The sequence below is a fragment of the Sphingobacterium puteale genome (genome assembly GCF_050986225.1).
GTDB lineage: Bacteria > Bacteroidota > Bacteroidia > Sphingobacteriales > Sphingobacteriaceae > Sphingobacterium > Sphingobacterium puteale.
In genome coordinates, this window is sequence record NZ_CP158959.1 from 5,313,093 (window position 1) to 5,338,506 (window position 25,414).

General features: G+C 41.8%; 16 protein-coding genes. 7 read left to right on the top strand and 9 right to left on the bottom strand.

Translation table 11 applies throughout. The annotated features are described in order from the left end of the window. Positions 1–40 precede the first annotated feature (40 nt). From ABTV71_RS22335 to ABTV71_RS22365, 7 genes are all read right to left on the bottom strand, one after another. Complete coding sequence (locus ABTV71_RS22335) at positions 41–1,225, bottom strand: glycoside hydrolase family 76 protein (protein WP_433901144.1); 1,185 nt, start codon at positions 1,223–1,225, stop codon at positions 41–43. Positions 1,226–1,294: 69 nt separating this feature from the next. Further along, positions 1,295–2,419, bottom strand: a complete 1,125-nt coding sequence (locus ABTV71_RS22340; RefSeq protein ID WP_433901145.1) for a glycoside hydrolase family 76 protein — start codon at positions 2,417–2,419, stop codon at positions 1,295–1,297. 12 nt (positions 2,420–2,431) lie between these two features. Further along, positions 2,432–3,598, bottom strand: a complete 1,167-nt coding sequence (locus tag ABTV71_RS22345) for a SusE domain-containing protein (RefSeq protein ID WP_433901146.1) — start codon at positions 3,596–3,598, stop codon at positions 2,432–2,434. A gap of 53 nt (positions 3,599–3,651) precedes the next feature. Next, a complete protein-coding gene (locus ABTV71_RS22350) occupies positions 3,652–5,277 on the bottom strand; it encodes a RagB/SusD family nutrient uptake outer membrane protein (RefSeq protein ID WP_433901147.1) in 1,626 nt (541 codons plus the stop codon). An 11-nt stretch (positions 5,278–5,288) separates the two neighbouring features. After that, positions 5,289–8,726 carry a TonB-dependent receptor gene (locus tag ABTV71_RS22355; RefSeq protein ID WP_433901148.1) on the bottom strand — a complete coding sequence of 1,146 codons (3,438 nt, stop codon included), beginning with the start codon at positions 8,724–8,726 and terminating at the stop codon, positions 5,289–5,291. Positions 8,727–8,941: 215 nt separating this feature from the next. After that, entirely contained in the window at positions 8,942–10,114 is a 1,173-nt protein-coding gene (locus ABTV71_RS22360; protein WP_433901149.1) for a FecR family protein, read from the bottom strand. A gap of 103 nt (positions 10,115–10,217) precedes the next feature. Further along, entirely contained in the window at positions 10,218–10,823 is a 606-nt protein-coding gene (locus ABTV71_RS22365; protein WP_433901150.1) for an RNA polymerase sigma factor, read from the bottom strand. A 487-nt stretch (positions 10,824–11,310) separates the two neighbouring features. Between ABTV71_RS22365 and ABTV71_RS22370 the strand changes: the two genes are divergently transcribed. Continuing rightward, the gene (locus tag ABTV71_RS22370) at positions 11,311–11,835 is read left to right on the top strand and encodes a GNAT family N-acetyltransferase (protein ID WP_433901151.1); all 525 of its coding nucleotides are present in this window, start codon (positions 11,311–11,313) and stop codon (positions 11,833–11,835) included. A 51-nt stretch (positions 11,836–11,886) separates the two neighbouring features. Next, positions 11,887–12,642 (top strand): hypothetical protein, encoded by a 756-nt coding sequence (locus ABTV71_RS22375; protein ID WP_433901152.1) that lies wholly within the window; start codon positions 11,887–11,889, stop codon positions 12,640–12,642. Between the two features lie 744 nt (positions 12,643–13,386). Here ABTV71_RS22375 and ABTV71_RS22380 read toward each other — a convergent pair. Both ABTV71_RS22380 and ABTV71_RS22385 read right to left on the bottom strand, forming a co-directional pair. Further along, entirely contained in the window at positions 13,387–13,995 is a 609-nt protein-coding gene (locus ABTV71_RS22380) for an HD domain-containing protein (RefSeq protein WP_433901153.1), read from the bottom strand. A gap of 306 nt (positions 13,996–14,301) precedes the next feature. Beyond that, on the bottom strand, positions 14,302–14,748 hold the full coding sequence (locus ABTV71_RS22385; RefSeq protein WP_433901154.1) for a nuclear transport factor 2 family protein: 447 nt from the start codon (positions 14,746–14,748) through the stop codon (positions 14,302–14,304). 547 nt (positions 14,749–15,295) lie between these two features. On the opposite strand from ABTV71_RS22385, the gene ABTV71_RS22390 reads away from it, so the two are divergent. The 5 genes from ABTV71_RS22390 to ABTV71_RS22410 all read left to right on the top strand — a co-directional run bounded on the left by ABTV71_RS22390 (position 15,296) and on the right by ABTV71_RS22410 (position 25,413). After that, entirely contained in the window at positions 15,296–17,917 is a 2,622-nt protein-coding gene (locus ABTV71_RS22390) for a family 78 glycoside hydrolase catalytic domain (RefSeq protein ID WP_433901155.1), read from the top strand. Positions 17,918–18,178: 261 nt separating this feature from the next. Further along, the gene (locus ABTV71_RS22395; RefSeq protein ID WP_433901156.1) at positions 18,179–18,763 is read left to right on the top strand and encodes an RNA polymerase sigma factor; all 585 of its coding nucleotides are present in this window, start codon (positions 18,179–18,181) and stop codon (positions 18,761–18,763) included. A gap of 129 nt (positions 18,764–18,892) precedes the next feature. Next, positions 18,893–20,107: a FecR family protein gene (locus ABTV71_RS22400; RefSeq protein ID WP_433901157.1), complete on the top strand. Its 1,215-nt coding sequence runs from the start codon at positions 18,893–18,895 to the stop codon at positions 20,105–20,107. A 105-nt stretch (positions 20,108–20,212) separates the two neighbouring features. Continuing rightward, positions 20,213–23,617 carry a TonB-dependent receptor gene (locus tag ABTV71_RS22405; RefSeq protein WP_433901158.1) on the top strand — a complete coding sequence of 1,135 codons (3,405 nt, stop codon included), beginning with the start codon at positions 20,213–20,215 and terminating at the stop codon, positions 23,615–23,617. A gap of 5 nt (positions 23,618–23,622) precedes the next feature. Further along, positions 23,623–25,413, top strand: a complete 1,791-nt coding sequence (locus ABTV71_RS22410; RefSeq protein ID WP_433901159.1) for a RagB/SusD family nutrient uptake outer membrane protein — start codon at positions 23,623–23,625, stop codon at positions 25,411–25,413. Position 25,414 lies beyond the last annotated feature (1 nt).

A 25,414-nucleotide genomic window follows, 5' to 3' on the forward strand; every position in this document is an offset into this window, starting at 1 on the left:
GCTCCTCATGCACAAATCGTATCACTCCTGATGGCAAGTGTCAATACCCGAATTTCGCCAAACGCCCGTACATCTCCACGAAAGCACATTGGTCTAACAGCCATTTTGATTTTTTAGGATTCTCCATGGTCCAGTCGGTATCAAAAAGTCCATGCTGATCCCGCATCCGAAGCCATGCGAAATCAAGATTTTTCGCAAAAATGTCTAAATATTTTCGATCTCCATCCTGTTCGAACAGGCTGATATAACCGCGCATCATTACGGCATGGAACCATAAATTACTGTTTTTTAAGAGAGGAAAATCTTGTCCTGTTTTTGTCTCAAAAAAATAGCCCAGGCAAGCTTCGGCAAGCTGTTGCGCATCATCCAGGTATTTCTTTTCTTTGGTCAACTGATAGAGCAAGGCCGCAGCCTGCAGCATCTGACCTGAATTATAGGAATACTTGGCTTTGTCAACTTTACCATCGAGATGTATATTATCCCAATAAAGTTTATCATTTGGGTCCTGCAAACCTGCTTTTGTCCATTCATACAAACGTTGGCCTTCAAGAAGATAGTCCTTCTGTTTGGTCGCCTCAAAAAGTTTTAAAGCAAATACTGCAGCAGGCGCATTCGAACAGCTATTTTTAGATTCTTTTTTTTGCTCGCACCAATAAATACCACCGCCAAGCTTATCGTCTTCACCACTTTTTACAAAGGTCCAAATTTCCTTTGCATGCTTAAGATAATCCGTCTTTTTGGTCTGTATGTAGCTATCTGTAAAATCAATGCCCAACCAGATATTATCATCGTAAAAGCGATCCGATGCCGGCGCTGAATTGATATAGGAAGCATACCCCACTGGTTTACGCTTTTCGTCCCGATATTCACTGAGCCCTACGAGCACTTTCTGGTCCAATATTTTCTGATAGGCTGTTTTATTTTTTGACTGTTCCATCAGTGCATTGACTGCCGAAAAACTACCCGAGAAAGGCCAGAGATAGGCATATTTTTTTTGCTGTTCTGCCTGCGTGTTATTATTAAGATAATCAGCTTTAAAATTCTCGTCAAAGGGGTACTTTTCAGTCAATAACTTATTTTGCGTATTCCCATATTTGACATAGATCACATCCAGGGTCTTCTGGGCGTGATCAGAAAATTGACCTTTTTTTACCTGTGCCTGTCCCACCATATAGCACAGGCCTGTCAATAGTACTATCGTCGATATCCTGTTTATTTGTTTCATCAGCATTTATTATTTTAATATAGCCATCAGGAGCTGACGGGCAAACTAATGGCTATTATATACAATTTACTATTTTAATTTCGTCTGATAGCGTGCCAAGCCCTCAAAAAGCATTGCAGCACTTGCATAGGCTGTAATCTCACTGTTTCCAACTGGTGGCTGAGACCAGGAAGAACCAAAAAATAAAGTCGGCAGGCTGGTCCCCTTGGTCCAGGCTATTTTCCCATTGTTGACCAAAAACTTTTCAAATTTAGCACGATAGTCCGCGTTGATTCCTTCAAGATTTAAATAATCTACAAAATACCGAATAAAAATCCCCTTAAACAATGCACCATCACCATTGCCTTCATCACGTAGAATATTATTTCCAATATCGGTACAGCGGGTAATGGTATAATAACTGATTTTTTGTGCATCGATTAAGTAGATCTGATCTTTGGTAATCTTAAAGAGTTCAACGGCTGTCCCCAGAAAAGTTCCCTGATTATAGGTCAGTGTTGTCTGATCGACAGCGTCAGTCTCTCCATTGATATGATCATACACAGCCCCTGAAGACGGATTGTAAAGTGTTGCCTTCTGCCATTCATAGATCTTTTTGGCCCATGTCAGATAACTTTCTTCTTTTGTTAAAATGTAAAGTCTAGCAGCAAGAATACTAGCCGGTCCGTTGGAACAGGCATTTTTGCTATATAACATATCTTTTCGCCATGCTAGTCCTCCACCGGCAAATTGTTCATTCCAGCCCTTGATGATATCCGCCCATAGAAGCAGTACGGCATCGCGATATTTCTGTTCATTGGTAACTTCATACAACCGCAGCATCGTCAGGGCATTCCATTCCATATCATCGTAGAATACATTGTAATAGCTATTACCATTTTTAGCTTTGACACCCTCAAACCACTTGCTGAAATAAGCGCTGTATTTTGCATCCTTCGTACGCAAGTAAGCATCGATAACGACGTCCATTGCGTGAGCATTGGGCCAATATTGAAATCCGGGATCGGACTGGTTGATGGCATTGTTAAAATACCCGTCTTCATTCCAGAATCCCGTGATCATTTTATCGGACACCTGCGTAGCAATGTCAGTCCAGGATTCTTGAATCGTATCGTCATACAGATAAGTATCCTCGACTTTTGTACATCCAAACAGTAACAACAGCATGGATGATAACATTATTATTTTCTTCATTATCCTTCCTCCTTAATTTGGAACTACCGCATGTGTATATTCTTTATCTCCCTGTAAAATCATCGAGATTTTTGTCGGATGCCCGTCAACTGCATCCACAAATTTCCACTTGTCATCCCATTGCGAAAGATTGGGCAGGATACGGACGAAGAAATATGTTGGATCAGCACCGCTAGGCGGCACATCGGTGCCTTTTTGGGTACCAAGTTGAACGGTCTCTGCTTTCCCCGCCCTGACGGTTTCCATCTGGAACTTATAGCGCTGGTCGCGTCCCCAACTTTCCTGCTTAAAATTGATAATGCCGGTCGCTGACCAGATCCCTTTCCCCTGATAGGGAAGGTCGAGTACAACTGCTCCTGAAGGGGAGAAATAAACACCCAAACTTTTGATCTCCGTATAGGTAATTGTCGCAACATTAAAATCAATTTGAATGCGGTATACGGCTGTTTTGGTCACAGTATTGCTCCCTGCTTCGCTTTCCTTTAATTTTGTTTGATCTTCAGAATAGAAGATCCGGGCATCTGCTGATTTTCGGTCCATAAATGTATATTTCTTACCGGCTTCCAATTTGGTAAAGATTTCATACTCACCGTTGCCGACGAGTTTAAACGGTAATGCCTGCGTAATTGCTTCGCCGTTCTCTGTTCCCTCTCCGGTAATAAACAGTTCATCCGGAATATCTGCAAAACCTTCCAGGCTTTTTATGTTCAATACTTTTTTCACTTTACCCAGCACCCGTTTCATACCCCGGATTGAATAGACAGACCAGCTAACATCGCCGCTGGTCCCCGGCTCGATCCCTGCTTTGGCAGCAACCTGATTCAATATTTTATGACTGATGTTTGCTCCGTTTGAGTTCCCGTTATTGTCCGAGGTAACCGTATATAAGGGCTTGCTGAAATCGCCATCCACTTTATCAAAAACGACTTCATATTGGGCCGCTCCCCCGTCGGCTACCAATGCAGACTCCCATTCAAAATATAAGGCAGCAGAACTGGAACTCAATAATTTGACTGATTTCCCATCCGCAGGCGCATATAAATTATCCACAGCGGATACATCCGCATCCGAGTATTTCATATCATCTTTTTTGCAGGAAACGATGCCCGCAGCCAATACGATCATTGCTATAACTTTAAAATACCATTTCATGTCTTTTTCTTTAATTTTATCGTTCAAAACGTACATTTTTTCTTTCTGTATCGTCTGTGACGGTTTGTTTCAATTAAATTTTAGTTTGAATAACCTTGATTATTGGGCAATAGATTTTTATTCAGATCAATCTGTGTCCTTGGCACTGACCATAAATAATCCCGGCTCTCATCAAAGCGTCGAATATCCAATTTGATATAGCTATTGTTTCGGCCATATTTAGCGCCCAATACTTGACCATCCAGATAGGTTTTACCAGCTTTCCAACGCAGGATATCATAGTAACGTAAACCTTCAAGTGCAAGCTCGCTACGCCGTTCATTTCGAACAATTGTTTTCAGGTCACCAGATGTCGGAAAATCCAGTGCTTTCGCAGCTTCGAAGCCGGCCCGTTTGCGGATAGGTTTGATCGTCATATCCCATATTGCAGCATCGAGCTGTCCAAGCGCTTCTTTTGCTTCGGCATACATCAGTAAGATATCAGCATATCTGAACATAATGATATTGAGCCCGGCATCGTATTTTACGGTCGCTGTCTGATCATAATATTTCTTGACATAATACCCTGTGGGTGATGCATTGGCACTTGCTCCCTGGTATTCGTCAAGACGCTCTTTATCTGTCCCTCCAGACCCCGGTTTGATAAAAATCTTACGCACCGTTCCATCAAAGTCGGTCCATTGACCGCCATGGAAGACGATCGTTGCAGCCATTCTTGGATCCCGATTAACATAAGGATCGTCACTGCTGTAATTGGGATCTGTAGCGATTGTATTTCCGTCCAGGGTGATATAGTTATCCACGAGGCTCTGCAAGGGTGCATAGCCATTCAGACGAGCCTGGGCAGAGATCGGTGCGGCATCGTAGAGTTTATTCCAGGTCTTCAGCTGCGGCACATAGGCATAGTCCAGAATAACCTCCGAATTGTACTCTTTTGCTGCTGTAAACAAGTCGGGGTAGCTATCAAAAAGGGCATATGTTCCAAATTCCGCCTGTTTCTTTATGAGATTTTCACAATACTCCAGCACTTTGTTCCAGTTGCTTTCATACAGGTATGCCCGTGCCTGAAAAGCCGAAGCTGCACCCTTTGTAATTCGCCCCCTATCATCAGTGGGTAGTACATCTTTGCTGGGCAGATCCATCATACAGTCATCCAATTCCTGATGAATAAAAGCCATGACGGTGGCTTTAGCTGTCCTTGGTACCGTCTTGGACTCCTCCAGGGTGATATCCTTGGTAAAAAAAGGGACATCACCATAAAAATTGACCAGCCTAAAATAGAGCGAAGCACGAATAAACCGAACCTCTGCTATACGTCGTTGTTTTAGTGCTGCATCCAGCCCCGGTACACGATCTACATTTTCCAGATAAACATGGCAGGTTTTAATGCCCCCATAGAGATCTGACCATTCCGAGCCGAAACGCCCCAATGTCGGGTCTGCGGTACCATTACGGATGGCACGTTGATCTGTATTGGATCTACCCTCAAAAATATTATCACTCAGGGCTTCATCATTCCATAAACGGTCAGCAGAAAATAGTTGATTATAGGCCATATTGACCATTTTTTCCGCATTTTCGGGATAATCCCAAAAGTTTTCATCGGTAAAACGGTCTGTTGGCAAGGTATCCAGCTTATTACAGGAAGTGAAATGCACAGCAGCCACCAAACTTAGGCCTCCTATAAGTAATTTATATCGTTTCATCACATCAAAAATTAGAATTGAATATTTAATCCTCCGCCATAATATTTCAACGTTGGATAGTTACGGGCGCTATTGGCAGACCCGCCCATGTTAGAGTCAAATTCAGAAGATTCGGGGTCTATCCAAGAGTTTTTGCTTAAGGTCAGCAAATTTTGGGCGTTGACAAAAAAGCGCACCCGCTGTAGCCCTAATTTTGAAACAACTCCTTTTGGAAGACTATATCCTATCTGTAGGTTTTTCAGTCGTGCATACTTTCCGTTGAAAAGGTAGAGATCGGAATCTTTTCCAAAGTTGTTGGTCGATGCTGTAGACCCATTTGCGGTAAGCCGAGGCCACTGTCCATCGATATTTGTCGGTGTCCAGTAATCAAGTTGATGCTGATAGATAGCATACGAATAGTTCTGATGAAAGGGTTCAATTAGTTCACCACGGATCATCATATCACGCTTGCCAACCCCTTGCCAGAACATGCTAAAATCAAAGTCTTTGTAGCTAAGATTGTAGGTCAGCCCAAATGTAAAGCGGGGGAAACCATTGCCCAGGACAAATCTGTCCCGCGCATCGATGATGCCATCGTCATTTCGGTCGACGTATTTGACATCTCCGGGGCGCAAATCCGCCGCAGTGATGCCACTCGGCAGGGCCGAGGTTTCTATGTCAGCGATATTCTGAAAAAATCCAGCCATTTTGTACCCGTAATAGGAATTATAGGGAAGACCGACCCGTGTCAGTTTGGTAATATTATCCACTGTTGAGATCCGGTCATCTCCAGGCATCGCAACGATCTTGTTGTGACTGTCCCCCATATTGGCATTAATCTGATGTTGAAATGCTCCTGTGGTTGTGTGATAAGTCAGGTTGATCTCCCAGCCTTCATTGTTCATTTCGCCCAGGTTCTGGTTTTTTAATGAAGTCCCAAAGGTCGAGGGGATCTGTGGCGCCATCAGGATATCGACTGTCCGCTTTTTAAAGTAATCAAAACTAGCGGTCAACTTATCCTGAAAGAAAGTCGCGTCCAGCCCAATATTGAAATTATAGGTTTTCTCCCAACGCAGATCCAGGCTGGCATAATTAAACCCTGCAGCAGCGACAGGATTATTATTAAATCCATAACTGTTCGGGTAGGATTCATAGGTGAAGTAATAGGAATAATCGTCCACGGCCTGATTTCCCAGCACACCATAGGTTGACCTGATCTTCAGACTTCCGACATGGTTCTTGAACCAGTCCATAAATTGCTCATCTGAGGCGCGCCAGCCTAACGATCCAGAAGGGAAGAAGCCCCAGCGATTTGCTTTTGAAAACTTGGAAGAGCCATCGTAACGGAAGCTGAATTCGGCAAAATACTTACTTTCAAAATCATATCCGGCACGGCCGAAGATTGAATTGATACTATTTTGTAAAGTACCATTGGGTGTGACTCGTGCACTTGCAGGATCGATAACCGTTCCGGTGGTCGGTGTACCCAGCACAGGATCGGTAAATTTCATTTTAAGTTCGTTTTGCCTACGTGTATAGGACTCATTGGATGCGCCAATCAAACCCGAGACGTGATGACTTCCAAAGTTTTTGTCATAATCGAGCAACAACTGGAAATTCAACAGGGAAGCTTTTTCATTGAAGTCCTCAGTATTGCGGTCCGAATTGACGTAGACCTGTGGCTGCAGTGCATTTGGGGCAGCATAGAGGGGGACCTGAATACGTCGAATAAAACGATGGTCGGCGTAAATATCGGCACCAAAGATACCACGCAATTTTAAACCATCGAACAGTTTCGCTTCCAGATTCAGGTTGATGTTAAAATAATCATTGTCATTTTTGACATAACCACCTTCGTTAAGTTCAGCCAACGGATTCTGATCCGTCAGCGCATTGTTGACCAGATATTTGCCATTTTCGGCCCGCATCCGATAGTAATAATATGAAGGTAGACGGGAAGCATTTATAATGGCACTTCCCGCGGTATTTCCTAAATTATTATTACGTGTATAAGCTAAAATCGAGGTCAGTTTAAAACGACCGATCTCAGTACTGAGGTTAGTTCGCAGATTGTAACGTTTTATCCCGAAATCTTGTCCCACAAAGTTGCTTGGTTGGTTATAAAAGCCCCCCGAAAATAGATATGAACTCTTTTCACCACCACCGGAGACACTGATATTATATTTTTGCTGGAAGGAATTTTTCATGATCTCAGGTAAATTCCATTGTTCAATGTCCTGATGTGCATACAGATCTGCGATCGCTTCGGGTGAAAACTGAGGATCCATTCCTGAATTGGTGAGCGCAAGGTTGCGTAGCGTCGCATTTTCATAGCCTCTAACAGGAGAAAACAAGATCTTGGGCTGTTGTACTCCCCATTGCGTTCCGATGTTAACGCTAGGTTTCTGATTTTGCCGTCCCCTTTTTGTCGTGACCAGAATGACACCGTTGGCCGAACGTGAACCATAGATAGCTGTAGATCCCGCATCCTTGAGTACCGATACTGTCTCGATATCGTCCGGATTGATCTTGTTCAACGTTCCACCTTCGGTAATGATTCCATCAATCACCACGAGAGGCGCATTGCTATTTACCGTTGATATCCCACGAATATTGATGTTCATTGCATTATCGTTTGGATCCATGCTTTTCTGCTGAATGGTTAAACTTGGTGAAGCTCCCTGAAGGGCCTGCGTCACGTTGCCAACCGGTCTGTCCTGAAAGGTCTTGGAACCAATCTGATCGACAGCACCAACCAATCGTTGGCGGGTGGTGGTACCATATCCGATCACAATAACTTCTTCCAGTTGGCTATTGCTACTTTTCATTACGACCTGCAACTGCACCAGGTCTTCTGCACGCATGGAAGCGAGTTCCATACTCAATTGATCATATCCGACAGAAGAGAAAATCAACGTCGCTTTCGGAGAAAGATTACGGATTGTAAAACTGCCATCCACAGCGGTAGAGGTTCCGGCAGATTCATTTCCTTTTACACGTACTGAAACGTTGGCAAGTACTTCACCGCGTTCATTAGTTACCCGTCCTTTGATCGTTTCCTGATTCGAGCCTGCCGCAGACGTTGCTGATGACGGTATCGTCGTTGCTTGAGCCCGCTCGCGAACGACAACTGTCTTATTGTCCAATTGATACGACAAAGGCTGGTCTTTAAAGATCTGAACCAGTACGTCCGATAACATCCGATCCTTTACTTTTATACTGACGGGTTGGGCTACTGACATTTGCCGTTCTGTATAAAGGAAATTGTATCCTGTCTGTGACTTTAACTCCTTAAAGATTTTTTTAAGGCTCATATTGGAGTATTCCAATGTTACCTTCTGTGCAAAGGTTGAAGCGCTAACCTGCATAAAAGTAACCAAGATAATTATGGTCGTCAATCGCATAATAAGCCATAGTTTACGGAATAGCAGATAAGCTATCTCCTTTTTTCTGATATAATTTTGATACATTTGCAAGGTTTGATTCGCAGTATGTTCGAGTCGTCCAAAACATAAACATACTGCAGATTGGATAGTTAAAAATTAATTGTCCCAAACAGCAACCGAGTCCCCCGGGATCTTGGTTGCTTTCTTGTATCCCACGGGAATCGCTATTCGATTTGTCTATGTTTTTTCATCATATTATTTTTTAGGGTATGAGTTATAATTGAGTATTTAACGAATACTTATGGAAGAACATAGAGGATTTTCCCCTTGATCCGAAAATGGACTGCTCCCGTTTTTTCCAGCAGATTTAAAACTTGCCTGACATCATCGAAACGAGAAATGCCGCCACCGAACTTCTCTGTTGTTTTTTTCCCCTGATAGACTACGTCGACTTTATACCAACGCGCTATCTTACGCATGACACTTTCAATATCATCACCGTCGAACATAAATTCATGGTTTATCCAGGCAACGACTGGCGCAGTATCCACTTGTTGTAATTTTAGTACTCCGTTGGAGCTGAGACTTGATTGTTGCCCCGGAAGCAAACGTAGTTTTTGATTATGGGAAGAGACTTCGACGCGGCCTTCCAAAAGTGTGGTCCGCAGTGCCGGTTCGTCAGGATAACTATTTACATTAAAGTGGGTACCCAGCACTTCTATCTGTTGACCCGCAGTCTGTACAACAAAAGGATGTTTGGTATCCTTCGCTACTTCGAAATAGGCCTCGCCAGTCAATTCCACTTCTCTTTTTCCCTTCAGATCAAAGCGCATTGGATATTTAAGGGAGGAAGCAGCGTTGAGCCACACCTGTGTGCCGTCAGGTAGCTTAATACGATAGGTTTCACCTTTGGTTGTTGATAATATATGGTGACCGGTACCACCCCCCATATTTTTCCCGACTTCGTAGATCAGCTGTCCATCTTTACTTTTAGAGATCTTTATACCCATTTCATCCGCTATCTGTCCATCCATGGTTTCCTGCAGATAAATCTGTTTGCCATTAGCCAGGGTTAAGGTAGCTGATTCCTTTCCGGGCGATATGACTTCTGCCGTAGACTGCTGCTGCACTTTATGCTGTGCCCCATTAAAAGTCCACCAGCCAACAAACAAGATCCCAATGACTGTAGCGGCAACGGCACCGATAGTTTTCCGGGACCACATTGGTTTCGTTTTGGGTTTATTTATCTGACGGTGCAGTTGCTCCCAGGTGTTGTCCAATATCGCCAATAGTTCAGGGTCCTGAAGCAATTCCTGATCGACCGGATCGTCCAAAACATCCTGTATCAGTTCCTGCAGCAGTATCCGATCTTCACCGGATTTTATATAGGAAAGAAAAGCACGGGAATTTTCCTCATTAAGCTTCCCTCGTATATACTGCCTCAAAGTATATTGAAGTGTTTTTTTTTCCACAATTGGTTATCTTCTTTTTAGCTAATACACTTCAAAAGCAGACATCATCTGCTCCGATCGTATTTTTTTTATTTTTTTTCTGCCTAAAGAAAACGGTAGCGAATCAATGCTGCTGGAGAAGTATAAAAGAAGCTATCAAAAGCGTGGACTTATCCAAAACACCATGCCTTTCTTTGATATATTTTGTAGCTTTTACGATATGATCGTTGATCGTTGAAGTCGATATCCTTAACAAGGTACTCACTTCGGCATAGCTTTTCCCTTCGATCTTACAAAGTCTATAAATCAGCCTGCGTTGAGGCGGAAGCTGTTCGATCGTTTGCGACAACCATTGTTCGTCCTGTTTTTCGTTTAATTGTTCCTCTACATGGGTATAGAGCTGTGTATTATGGAGACTAAGATAGGCTTGTATCTGTTTCTCCAGACTATTTTTGCGGATAAAGTTATATACCGTGTATTTTGCAATCTGGAATAAATAAGAGCGAAAAGACTGTTCGGGATCGATCAGTTCGCGCTTATCCCATACTTTTATAAATACTTCCTGTAAAAGTTCTGCAGCATCCTGTTCGGATTTGACCATTTTACGAATATTGAGGTAAATACGACCGCTGTACAAACTGTAAATCTGACGAAAGGCAGTTTGGCTGCCCAAACGCAAGTCTGACAGCATCTCTTTTTCTTCCATAGGATCATATTTCGGTGTATACATAGTCACTCAAGTGAAAATATAAATAACGGATTACCAAATCTTGTTCTTTTCTCACATAATGCCGCCAAAATAGCAAGAACTATCCCTTTCGCTGAAAAGTAAAATGCTATAGCTTTATCGTATTTGGTTATCCCCTCCTATGCGATACACAATAGATCTTTAGTGAACAAGAGAGGGATCGTGTCGGCATTTCCAAAATCAGGGCCCTAGCTGAACTATTGATACATCCATAGGATTGAGTAAAACAAATATAAAGAAACTAAAACGGTTTTGCTTATTTCGGAAGAAAATTATAGGATAGAAGGCGAAGAACCGGCAAAGTATCGAACAAAAATGACGACTGAAAATAAAAAAACAACACAAAAACGAAGGGACATTAAACCCAATTAACTAACTTCATCTATATAATAACATTTAAATCAAATATCCTAACACACATTCAAATTGACAATTTTTGTTTGATCAAGATATAAAACTACAACTGTATATGGAAACTACTATCTCAACAGAGAAATTGCTATTAAAGCCTGTCGAATTGTCCGATTTGCAAAATCTGCACAATCTCAGGACCAATCCTCAGGTTGCTAAATACATTGGCAGAGATATCAATAAAAGTCCTGAAGAGACAAGACAGTTTATTGAGATGGTCAAAAAAAATAAATTTTATTTTACGATTAAAACAATAGATCAAAATGAATTTGTGGGAACTATAACCTTGTGGAATATTGACCGGAGCAAAAAATATGCAGAACTAGGTTACGAATTACTTCCGCAATTCCAAGGAAAAGGATTGATGAGTGAAGCCGTAGAGGCCCTATTAAAATATGCTTTTGATGAAATGGGAATTGAGGCTATAGAAGCGTATACACATCGCGAAAATGTAGCTTCCAAAAAGCTGCTGGAACGCCGCGGTTTCAAATTGGTAGCAGATAAAATTGATGCGGACAATTTAGACAATATTATTTACGGAATAAATAAAACTGAACAAGAAATCTCAATTGATCACTACTGATCTAATTTTATTAATTTCGTAGGCATTACATACCAGATAACAAAGGAACAGATGAAATTTAGCTTTCTAATTGTAGCACTATTTGTTTATAGCTTTGGCCACGCACAGGATTCAGATGCGTCAAAAAAAGCCAACATCAGTCATATTATCTCCCTGTTCAAACAAAAAAACATAGATGAGATTTCAACGGTCATAAACTACCCCTTGAAGCGGGAAAACCCCATTCCAGCGATAACAAAACCGAACGAATTCAAGCAAAGGTTTCAGGAGGTTTTCGATCAGACACTCGTGGATCTGATTGCGCATTCAAAACCGGACCAATGGACAGTAGTTGGCTGGCGCGGAATCATGCTGGATAATGGCACACTATGGATAGATAGCGAAGCCGGAAAAATAACCGCAGTAAATTATCAGAGTCCATTTGAAAAAAATTTAAGACAAACACTGATTCAAAAACAAAAAGAATACATACACCATTCTTTAAAACAATTCAAAAACCCCGTTTATAGAATAAGGTCAGAAAAATACCTGATCAGAATAGATGAATTAACCAACGGAAAATACAGGTATGCTTCGTGGAATTCCGAAAAAAAAGAAAACATGCCACCTGACATTATCCTGAGTAACGGCAAACTGGATTTTGAAGGAAGCGGAGGTAATCACGTCATCACTTTTACCAACGGGATTTATACCTATGCTATCTACCGAAATATTATAGCGGAAAAAGATGCATCGGATATTACGCTTGTTGTCAAAAAAAATAAGCAAAAAATTTTAACGCAAGGGGCAACATTGATAGCGGAATAAATATTATTCCTCTTCTTTATTAATTAAACATCGTTCTGAAAAATTCCAAGGTTGATTTTCCCCCCATGGGAAGATACATAAGTCCATGACCACCCTTCGCTACTGATTTCACCCCCCCTTTTTTCTGTTGTTTCTTATGCTATCTAGTTTTTATTTGTTGATTCAAAACTACCACATAACGCAATCTTAGCCTATTTTCTTTAGACCAGCGGAAAGGAAAACTCGGTGAATGGCAGAATTTGGGAGGTGAATTGTATCAAGCACTGATGAATTCGCATACATTGATTTCCGCATGGAGAGAAGACACATTGGTGGACTGGGAAATGCAATTTCAGCTGGCCACCTTGTCGTTTATTACCCGAACCTACTAGTCAATCTTGACTATCAAGGCAATGGGATAGGCTAGCTTATTCTGGAAAAAATGCAAGATATCTATGTTCATTTTTCATATGCAAATACTTACAGCAGACGGGAAATCTGTAGATTTCTACAAAAAGAACGGCTTTGAGAGAGCCGGAAAAACTGAATCAATGCGGATTTATAAGGGCAATGAGCATTAATCAATAAAGTGCTATCTCTTATGGTATAGCACTTATCAACTGCCTTAGCAAATGTGGACACTAGGGGTAAAACTGCTCTTATTGCTTATTTTACACCAAAACAAAACAGCAGGCTAGCATATGAGACACAGGCTAAACAATCGGTCAAATTAGAAGATACTGAAGACAATGAAAAATTAGGAATTCAGCTCAAATCCTCGATTTCATTTTGAATATTGAGACGTGCCTTTTCTTCATATTTTTTATAGAAAAAATCCGTTTTAAATATTCTTTCCATCTCGAGAAAACTTTGTAAAACATGCTTTCTACCCTCATCAAAATAAATTGAATCTCCATATTCTTTACGGATACCAGCGACGTATTTTGCATAAGATACCTTATCAGCTCCCAATATAGACATGTCAGCATCAATAAAATAATTGATATCAGAACTGCTATTCATTGAATGTGTTTTTGTTGCCAGAATCATCTCCTGACAAGTGTTGATCAAATCCGATGGATAGTTCAATCTACGTAAATGATCCACCGCAACCAGTGCACTTTTTTCTTCATTTGTACCATCCAGCATAAAGTATACGATATCATGATAGATCAAGGCCAAATAAGCCGTAGGATAATCTGACAAATGATGTTTACAAAGATCCAACTGCCGGCTAAAATGTTGCAGATGTGCCAACGTATGGTAGCCTCTTCGCTGATCGGAATATGATGCTGTGATTTCATTCCAACATGACTCCAATAGCGGGATATCGTCGGTATATGGTTCCAAGCACGAAAAATATATCGCTCTCATTTTTAAGTGATCAACTATCATAAGTAAAGCTAACTATTTTTATGCGTATATTCTTTTTCAGACAATTTATGAAGGTAACTTTAAAAAGGAATTAAAAAAGAATGACGGATGTCCGTCCTATAAAATCTGTAAACTGGAATATGAAAACAAACCACCAATATATACCTAAGCCGAAGATAGCTGGGGGAAACATAAAAAAGCCACATCTCACGACGTGGCTACTAAACTAAACTTATAAACTTACGATTCACTAATAGTCAGGCTACGAGCTCTAACTTGACTCACCATTAGTTTTTATTCTTTATCTTATTTATAGGCATTAACTGAACTGGACACTCTCCATGCTCCATGCTCATTGACCAGTGTCACAAGGTCTGTCTTTGTAAAGTCTTCAAATTGCATCGTTATTTTCCCTACCATATAGTCTGCTGACTCTTCGATAATCCGGGTACTCACTTTACAGTTGAGCTTCTCGCCGCTTTGCTTTTTCAGGAATTTGACAACTTCTTTTCGGTCATTTGTTGTTGCATTTCCCGACTGGATCTTCTGAGTGAAATCTGCTGTAAATAATTGCTCTAAACCTATAGACTCCCCCGCAGTGATCACCGCAACATAATGGTTAAGAGCAATGTTTGCCGTGAATAGATTAACTATGGATTTTTCGGATTTTGAAGAGGTTTTATCTGCTGCAATAGCCAAGGTGGATACCGTTATCATTGCTACTGCCAGGAATGTTTTTATAGATGCTTTCATAATGTTCGTTCTGTTGTGCTTATTTCTTAATTCAAAACTACAGCGCAATGGTTGCCTAACCTATCAACTTTAGGTTAACGGATATAAAAACTCGGTAAACGAAGGAAATAAATAAGTGAAATTTAAAAAGCAATCATTAACAAAGAAGGACTTGCGAATCAAACAGATCTAAAAGCAATACTTTTGCCCAAAACTAAAAGCAAATAGTAATTTCCCATAAGTTATTTGTTTTTAGTCCACTACTAATTTATGAACACCCATTCTATTCTGGGTTTGCATAGGACAAGTTTTCACATCTGCTTTTTAGCGATTATAAGATATGCGCCTCGTAAAAAATCTTTCCATTAGACAGGAATTGTTATCTAGCACTTATTAGGATCGATATTTACCAAATTTTGTATTCTGTGTTGATACGTCAAAAATATACAGGATAGTACATGACACTTATATCAAATTTATTTGTGATAATAGTGGATAATTCCGGATTTTCGGCTGACCTCAACCCTAAAATATGGCACCATTTATAAACACTCTGCTTCAAAAAGTTATGATATCAGGATTTATATGTATACTTTCTATCAGTACCTTTGCCCAAAAATTAAGCGTAACTGACCTTAAAGTAGAGCACCTTAAAAATCCTATGGCGATCGAAACCGATAGTCCCCGGTTCAGCTGGAAAATACGCTCTTCGGTAAAGAATACACTACAGTCCGCTTATGAAATCAGAGTAGGCCGAGATAAAGCTGCGATGAATGCGGGAAAAGACCTGGTGTGGAAAGCGGCGGTATCAGGAGATCAGTCAGTACTGATTAAATATGAGGGGGCTGCTTTACAAGCAAAAAAAAAATATTTTTGGCAAATTCGGGTAAAAGACAATCATGGAAATACTTCCGCCTGGTCTGAACCCGCGTTCTTTCACATGGGTATTAGCGCCACAGATTGGACAGCGACTTGGATCAAAGTGGCAGGAAAAGATACTGCGGCAAGAAGCCCTCTTTTCAGAAAAGAATTCGTCGTCAATAAAAAGCTTAAATCGGCAATCGCCTACGTAACCGCAAAGGGATTATACGAAGCGCGTATCAATGGTCAGCGTGTCAGCGATACCTATTTTGCTCCGGGATGGACCAGTTACAAGGATCATTTGCAATACCAAGTTTATGATGTAACCACGATCCTAAAAAGCGGCTCCAATGTATTTGGAGTTAGTCTCGGGAACGGCTGGTATAAGGGACGGATTGGCTTTGGAAATCAGCACAATTTTTATGGTGATACGCGGGGATTGCTCTTGCAGCTTGTCATGGAATATACAGATGGGACGACGGAAACGGTCCAAACCGATGAAAGTTGGAAATATGCTTACGGACCGATTATGGCATCGGATATTTATGATGGTGAAATCTATGACGCCCGACTGGAAATAAGCGGATGGGACAATATTGGCTATCGGGAAGATAATAAATGGAATGCAGTCGGCACGATGGAGAAAGGATCGGAAAAACTTGTGGCAATGAGCGGTCCACCGGTCAAAAAGCACGAAAAGTTCAAAGCGCTTAAAGTCTTTAAAACACCGGCGGGCGAGACTGTTGTGGATTTCGGACAAAATCTGGTAGGTTGGGTCATGCTCAAAGCCAAAGGTGCCGCCGGAACCAAGATCACGCTGAGCCATGCTGAGGTACTTACAAAAGAAGGTAATTTTTATACCACAAACCTAAGATCTGCAAAGGCTCAGGATATTTATATTTTAAAGGAGAATACCGAACAGGTCTTTGAACCTCATTTTACGTTTCAAGGCTTCAGGTATGTGAAGGTCGAGGGCTATCCCGGAGAATTGACAACCGAAGACCTTACCGCTGTCGCGCTATACTCTGCGATGGAGACCACTGGAAAATTTGCTACGTCCAATAGTCTACTGAACCAGCTACAACATAATATTCAATGGGGGCAGAAGGGAAACTTTTTAGATGTACCAACGGATTGTCCACAACGTGATGAGCGTCTAGGCTGGACGGGGGACGCACAAGCCTTTGCCAATACAGCGGCTTACAATATGGATGTTGCGGGATTTTTCACGAAATGGCTTAAAGATGTGAAGGCCGATCAACAGCCTAACGGTTCAATCCCCCATGTGATCCCCAATGTACTGGGTGCGAATGATGGGGCATCAGCAGGCTGGGCAGATGTAGCTACAATTATTCCATGGGATATGTATCTGGCTTATGGTGATCGGCAGATGCTGGAAACACAGTTCGAGAGTATGCGAAAATGGGTTGATTATATCTCCTCCGTGGCCAAAAATAATCTTTGGAACTCCGGTTTTCATTTTGGAGACTGGCTTTTCTACCGTCCTCATGATGACAATGACGGAAGAGCCGCAGTTACAGATAAATACCTGATTGCCCAGACTTTCTACGCACACTCTACCCAATTATTGATCAATGCAGCTAAAGTATTGGGCAAACAGGAAGATGTCGCGAAGTACAGCGCATTGCTGGCAAATATTAAATCCGCTTTTGTGAAAGAATATATGACCACTACGGGACGATTGGTTTCCGGAACACAAACGGCATATGTCCTGGCGCTACAATTTGACATGTTGCCCGAAGAACTTCGAGCAGCATCCGCAAATCGCTTAGTAGCGAACATCCGTGATTATGGTAATCATCTCACCACAGGATTTTTGGGTACCCCCTATTTATGTCATGTGCTGACCAGATTTGGCCATAATGATGTCGCATATGACCTCCTGATGCAGGAAAGCTATCCTTCATGGCTTTATCCCGTTAAAATGGGTGCTACAACAATATGGGAACGATGGGACGGAATTAAGCCGGATGGCTCTTTTCAGACGCCAGATATGAACTCTTACAACCATTATGCATACGGAGCAATTGGGGACTGGATGTACAGAACGATTGCGGGCATCAATTCGGTCGCCGAGGAACCTGGCTATAAATCCATTATTATTGCACCCAAACCAGGTGGAAAAATAACGAACGCCGCCGCAGAATTAGAAACCCCATATGGTCCAGTAAAATCGGCATGGACACTAGAAAATGGGGTATTAAAACTTGAGGTCACTATACCTACAAATACCAAAGCAAAAGTAATACTCCCCGAGACAACAAGAGAAATTGGTTCGGGCACCTATTATTTTGAAAGTAAACTTTAATTGCTTAAGGTCACTTGTTATATCCTTATCTTCAGAAATTAGCTCGCGAACAACACATTGAAATGGATCTTCGCGTGGCCCCGTCGTGCTCTGGTCGTCCAATTCCGTTTCGGTAGATGACTTCACCGTTTTTATATGGCGGCGAATGGCGTCAGGTTGCCCCGTCTCGCGCTTCGAAAGGTTTCATTTTGAATTAATACCTTTTTTATATAAATTTAATATCAATTTTGTTTCTTTAGACCAACAAAAACCTATGTACTAATGGATTTGAAAGGATTTCCACTTGATTTAGAGGAATTTGAACGATTTCAGATGGCTGATGGGAGAGTTTTTCGAAAAATTTTTGATTGCTATAAACCCAGTTTACAGGAGAAAGTATGTCGTTTGACCTCTTCTCCTACCGAGGCCGAAGAAATTGTACAGGAGGTTTTTGTCCAGCTATTTCTCAAACGAAAGGAAATTCCGTCCGCTGAAGCAATATTTCCCTTTCTTTATGTGGTAGCCAAAAGATTGGCGATATCCCATTTCCGAAAAGAGGTCATCCGAAAACAATATCGAATGGATAGCGGAAACATCCAACTGAATACCACATCCTGCGCACACATACAACTGGAACAAAAGGAACATGAGCAAATGCTGGAAAAGATTATTGACGCGCTTCCCGCCCAACAAAAACGGATTTATCAAATGAATAAATTTGAGGAAAAGAGCTATCAGGAAATTGCGGAGCATATCGGTATATCCCGAAATACGGTCAGAAACCATTTGACTGCCGCCTGTAGTTTTGTCAAATTAAGACTTCAAAAAATCCTCTTCACGCTAGCCGTCCTGCTAGTGCTATGCTAGCAAACTGCTTTTTTGCGGCTTTCCACAATTTTTTACCATCCATTTCCTTTTTAAAAAATTTTATTTTTTGACTAGTACATTTTGATAGCTGATGCGAATAGATAGTAAAGCATGTAGAAATCAGCATCGATGTCAAAAATAGAAGCTTACAAAAGATTAATCCGTCAGTATTATGACGATAAACTCCGAGGAGAGTCGTTAACGCAGTTTGTAAAATATATGGACGATGAAGATTTTTTGGATGCTTGGGAGCAAATAAAGCATGAGGAAGAGACCGTAAACAGATTCGAGTCCGAAATGAACGACCAAGATATGTTTGAAAAAATCATAGCTGATGAGCGTGTCAAACATCAGCTGCTGGAGCTGGCTCCGTTAAAAAAAACGGTTATGTTCCCATGGCGAAGTATAGCCGTTGCGGCCCTGTTATTAGTCGTCGGAGTCGGTTCACTTATTTATTTTATCGGAAGATCAAACGGCTCACTGATCAATGAGCAGCAGCTCACAACCCATGGGATCGAATCGGTTGTTCCGGGTAAAGATCGTGCCGAGATTATACTAGAAAACGGGCGGCGAATTGATCTGGAAAAAATCAAAGGCGACACCATTATAGACCATGGCGATTTTGAGATCATCAAAACCGCAGCCGGCGGGATTTCCTACCATATCAAGGATGGTGTTAATCCCCATAAACTTGTTTACAACAGCATTGTTACACCAAGGGGCGGTGAGTATAACCTCACATTGCCTGATGGCACACAGGTATGGCTCAATGCATCTACTACGTTAAAATACCCTGTTGTCTTTGATAAATCAAAACGAGAAGTAGAACTATATGGTGAAGCTTTTTTTGATGTAGCAAAACGAACCGAACTGGGAAAACGAATCCCCTTTATCATACACACAGGTTCGCAATCCATAGAGGTATTGGGAACTTCTTTTAATGTGCAGAACTATGGAAAGAAAATCATAACAACTTTGGTAGAAGGCAAAGTAAAACTGAATTTTAAAAATACGACAATACCTGATCAATTCCTGCGACCCAATGAACAGGCTACATTTGAGCAGGTATCGCATCAGTTTTCGATAGATCCGATTGATCCCTTTTATTCTATCGCATGGAAGGACGGTAATTTTGCTTTTTATAAAACACCACTTGTCGAGGTGATGGATATTATCGGACGCTGGTACGACGTTCAGGTGGAGTTTAAATCTCAATTTGAAGATTTTCAATTTTCGGGTACAATATCAAAATATGGTGATATCAAAAAATTATTAAAGACCATCGAACTTGTCGGTGGTGTTCATTTTGAATTAATAGGGAGGAAAATATATGTAAAAAACTAACCTTTTACAACCAAAGGCTTCAGAAGCGTTGCGACCGCTCCTGAAGCTGGTCTCATAGAGACAGTTGACACATCTTATCAAATATTAACTTAAAATATCAACCGAATGCAAAAATACAAAAAAAATCGGTCTGTTCTTCCTATGAATTTTAGGGAGAATATCATCCTCAAACCATTGGTTATGAAACTGTCTATCGCAGTGCCTCTACTCCTCGCAACTAGCCTAAGCACGTATGCTAGTTCTTTCGGACAATCAATCAATCTCAAAAAAAATAAAGCAAGCCTCGAAACCTTGCTAAGGGATATTCAGAAGCAAAGTGGATATAATATCCTATATAAAGAATCGCTTTTGCCAAAAAAACGCACAGCGGATGTAAAATTTATCAATGCGCCGCTGGAATCTGTACTGGATGAATTGCTGAGCAAATATCAAATTGTCTATAAAATAGTCGACAAAAATATTATTCTTAGCAAAGCTGCCAATACGGCACATGAAGCTATTGAAGGAAAGATTACCGCAGTCCAACAGAAGATCGTAAAGGGGAAAATCTTGGACGCAAAGGGAGTTCCATTGGCCAATGCGACCGTAAATGAGGTGGGAGCAGTCAATAGGACTTCCACACTTGAAGATGGTTCTTTTACGCTATCGGTTTCCGGCAATACGCCCACACTTCATGTCAGTATGGTCGGGTATCAGGCGATAGACTATAAGGTCACATCAAACGAAAATATCGAGATCAGACTCCAACAAACCGTAACTTCAATGGAGGAAGTGGTGATTGTAGGATATGGAACTCAAAAAGCATCAACCGTCACAGGGTCTATTGTTGATATCAAAGGGGATGTCCTGGATAGAGCTCCCGTAATGAACGTCACAAATACGCTTGCGGGTCGGCTACCGGGGTTAGTGGCGACAACGACTTCCGGGGAGCCTGGGAGTGACAATTCCACACTTCGGATCCGGGGAGCCAACACCCTGGGAGACAACTCACCACTGATTGTGGTCGATGGTATCGCCAACAGATCTATTGAAAGGCTCAATCCGCAGGATATTGAAAGCGTGACGATATTAAAGGATGCATCGGCGGCCATCTATGGTTCGCAAGCCGCTAATGGCGTTATTCTCGTAACGACAAAAAAAGGAAAAAGCGGTAAACCGCAGGTCAGCCTAACACATAATCAGGGATGGTCCCAGCCCACTGTTATCCCAAAGATGGCAGACGCCGCGGAATATGCGCAAATGCTTAATGAGATCGGCCTCTATGCTGGCCAGAAACCAAAATATAGTGAAGAGGAACTAGCCTTATTCCGCTCGGGTATGGATAGCTGGAAATATCCAAATACAGATTGGTTTGCCGCCACATTTCATGCGGCTGCACCGCAGCATAAAACCGCGCTCAATATCACGGGCGGTTCGGAATACCTCAATTATTATATCTCGGGAGGGTACGATAAACAGGATGCCATCTATAAAAATTCAGCAACGAAGTTTAACCAGTACAATTTCAGGAGCAATCTAAACGGAAAATTCAATGATTATATCAAATATGGGGTTAATGCCGCATTGCGTGAATATAACCGAAATTATCCGACGCGCTCCGCAGCGGATATCTTTGGGATGATCTTGCGAGGTAAACCGAACATGCATGCCTACTGGCCTACTGGACAAAATGGTCCGGATATAGAATACGGAAATAATCCCGTCGTTATCACAACCAATCAGACCGGTTACGATCGAAATAAAACCATGATGCTCGAATCAAGGGCTAATCTTGAAATCACAGTTCCCGGAATCGAAGGTTTGTCTGTAAGTGGAAACGTTGCGTATGATAGGACATTACAGAGCGACAAATTATGGCAGACTCCATGGACATTGTACAATTGGGATGGCAAATCCGTGGACAATAACGGCACACCCATCCTGGTCGCCGGACTGAAGGGATTCACGGCACCACAGCTCCGACAAGACTTTGACACCAAAAACCTATTGACTTTAAATGCGCTGATTCGTTACGAACGAAATTTAGGTGAAAAACACCATTTCAATGGCCTATTGGGACTGGAAAAAATCAAAGGTGATAATATGGAATTTTACGCCTTTAGAAAATATTATGTATCTGCTGCCATCGAAGAGCTATTCGCGGGCGGCGATGCTGAAAAAGATAATTCCGGTCAATCCGCCATGCAGGCCAGACTCAATTATTTTGGCCGTCTGAATTATGACTTTGACAACAAATATTTATTGGAATTTTTATGGCGTTATGACGGTTCCTATAAATTTCCAAGCAACAAACGATTCGGTTTTTTCCCTGGAATATCCGGAGGATGGCGCTTATCCAATGAGACATTCTGGCAGCCGATCAAGTCTGTGATTTCAGACCTAAAACTAAGGGCTTCATGGGGGCAAACGGGTAATGATCGCATAGATGACTATCAATTTATGTCAAGTTACGGTTTCCTCACAGGCGCTTCCAATGTCTACGTTTTTAACGGTACACAAGAAAATAAAGTACTGAATGAGCTCAGAATACCCAATCCAAATGTAACCTGGGAGGTTGCCAATCAATCCAATTTTGGTCTAGACGCCAAATTTTTGAATAACAAGCTAACGCTGACCGCTGAATATTTTTATAATATCCGAACCAATATACTATGGAACAGAAATGCCTCCGTTCCCGCCACTTCAGGACTAACCTTACCTAAAGAAAATATTGGCGAAGTGACAAACAAAGGATTTGAATTGCAGCTAGGTTATGCTGACCAGGCCAATGGTTTCCACTACGCTGTCAATGGAAATATCGCTACCAATCATAATCGTATTCGCTTTTGGGATGAAACTCCGGGAATCCCTGATTATCAACAGTCCACAGGCAGACCTATGAATGCTAAGCTCTATTACAATGCGATAGGTATATTTCGAGATCAGGCAGCTGTCGACGCTTATCCACACTGGGCCGGAGCAAGGCCCGGGGACATCATCTTTGAAGATGTGAATAAGGATGGTAAAATAGATGGTCTGGATCGTGTGAGATCCGAAAAAACAGAACTTCCGACATTGACCGGTGGATTTAATATTGACTTATCTTATAAAGGATTTTATACAAGCTTATTCTTCCAAGGTGCTGCCGGCGCCATTCGTAACAATTACTATGAGATGCAGGGTGAGGCAGGTAATTATCTCAAGCAAAATGTCGAAGGGCGATGGACAGCGGATAATCCTGATGCTTCAAAACCGCGTACGTGGAACAGATACAACGAATATTGGAGATCCAACGATAATACCTATTGGTTGCAAAGCTCCAATTATGTCAGGTTGAAAAATTTCGAATTTGGTTACAATTTCTCCGAAGATATCTGTAAAAAACTCCGATTGACCAGATTGCAGCTATATTTCAGTGGACAGAACCTGCTGACCTGGACAAAAGTAAAGGACTTTGATCCGGAAACTACCGCAGCAACGGCGTACCCACTAAACAGAGTCTATAACCTGGGCCTTTCACTAACATTTTAATCACCATGAAACGACAATTTAATCTATTCATATTGCTAGCAACGTTGGCACTTGGGTCTTGTCAAAAGGACTTTTTAAATACAGATCCTTCAACGGAATTTTCCGAAAACGCGGTCTGGACCGATCCCGCATTGGTAGAGACATTTATCAATCAATTGTATTTCCGACTGGACGAGCCCTTGACAGATGGCCGGTTCAAAGCCAACCTGGTCGATGAAGGGCATTACCGTGGAAACGCAGCTTCCCTAAATTTTAACCGTAGCATCCAGTCTCCGGATGACCTCCTGGGTTGGGGAGTATCGCGTTATAGATCCTGGGCTGATTTGTATAAAAGTATACGGTATTGCAATCTCTTTTTTTCGAAAGTTGATCAAGTTCCATTCTCCGCCAATCTCATTGATGGGAAAACGATGAAAGATCGTATGACTGGTGAAATGCATTTCATGCGGGCATATTACTATCACCTACTGACAAGTACTTATGGTGGTGTGCCGTTAATCACGGAGCCGTATGCATTGACTGATGAATTTCAGAAAGAACGAAGTTCGTATGCGGATTGCGTCAAATTTATGACGGCGGAACTTGACAAAGCTGCCCAACTATTGCCGCTCGACCATACGGGAGCCAACCAGGGACGCGCAACCAAGGGAGCAGCACTCGCATTGAAGGCCAGGATCCTGCTCTATGCAGCGAGTGACCTTTATAACAAAGATGTATTTCCGGGATTTGAAAAACCTGAATTGATTCGTTATATGGACGGAAACCGCTCAGCAAGATGGCAGGCGGCAAAAGATGCGGCCAAAGCTGTCATTGATCTGAACAAATATAGATTGTATAAAGCTATGCCGGCTGTAACGGATAATATTTCCCAAAACCTTACGGAACTTTTCCTTAGTAAAAACACCGAAGAAGATATTTTCATTAAATACTTTACCATTCCTATGGGCCAGCGTGTGGGCCTCTACTCTTCGCCCAATGGTTACCATGGCTGGGGTACAAATGCACCGCTCGGAGACTTTGTCGATGATTTCGAAACCCTGGACGGTAAAAAGTTTGATTGGTCCGATCCAGCTATGGCGGCAGATCCTTACAACAATAGAGATCCCAGATTTGCAGCAACAGTGCTTTATAATGGTGCCTCCTGGAGACAAAGACCAGATGATGCGAAAGGCCTGGATCCTGAAAATAAAGTACAGACAGGAAGATGGGAACGTTGGAACGCTACTACTGGCAAAATTGACCTGGTTTACGGTGTCGATACTCGAAAAAGTACGATCGAAGATTGGAATGGCGCATATACAGGCTATTATTTACGAAAATATATCGATCCTGCAGTAAACGCGCAATACGATAAGCAAGCGGTGACCTGGCGTTTCATGCGTTATGCGGAAGTCCTTTTGAATTATGCTGAAGCCTGCATTGAATTGGGACTGGAGGACGAAGCCCGCATCTACTTAAATATGATCCGTAAAAGAGCCGGGATGCCGGTCATTACCGACGTAGGAGCCGCGCTAAAAGAAAGGTACCGCAATGAAAGAAGAATAGAGCTGGCTTTTGAAGAACATCGTTTCTATGATGTCCGTCGTTGGCTATTAGGGCCTCAAATTTATAACCGAACGACAAAGGTCGCAGACATTGTGTACAAAATGAACCCTGACCACAGCACGGCTAGCATACCGACGATCAGACATATTGATTTTGAGAAATACAGCTGGATGGATAAAGCTTATTTTCTACCTATCTTACGCGATGAATTAAAAAAGAACAATTTACTCATTCAAAACCCCGGATATTAAC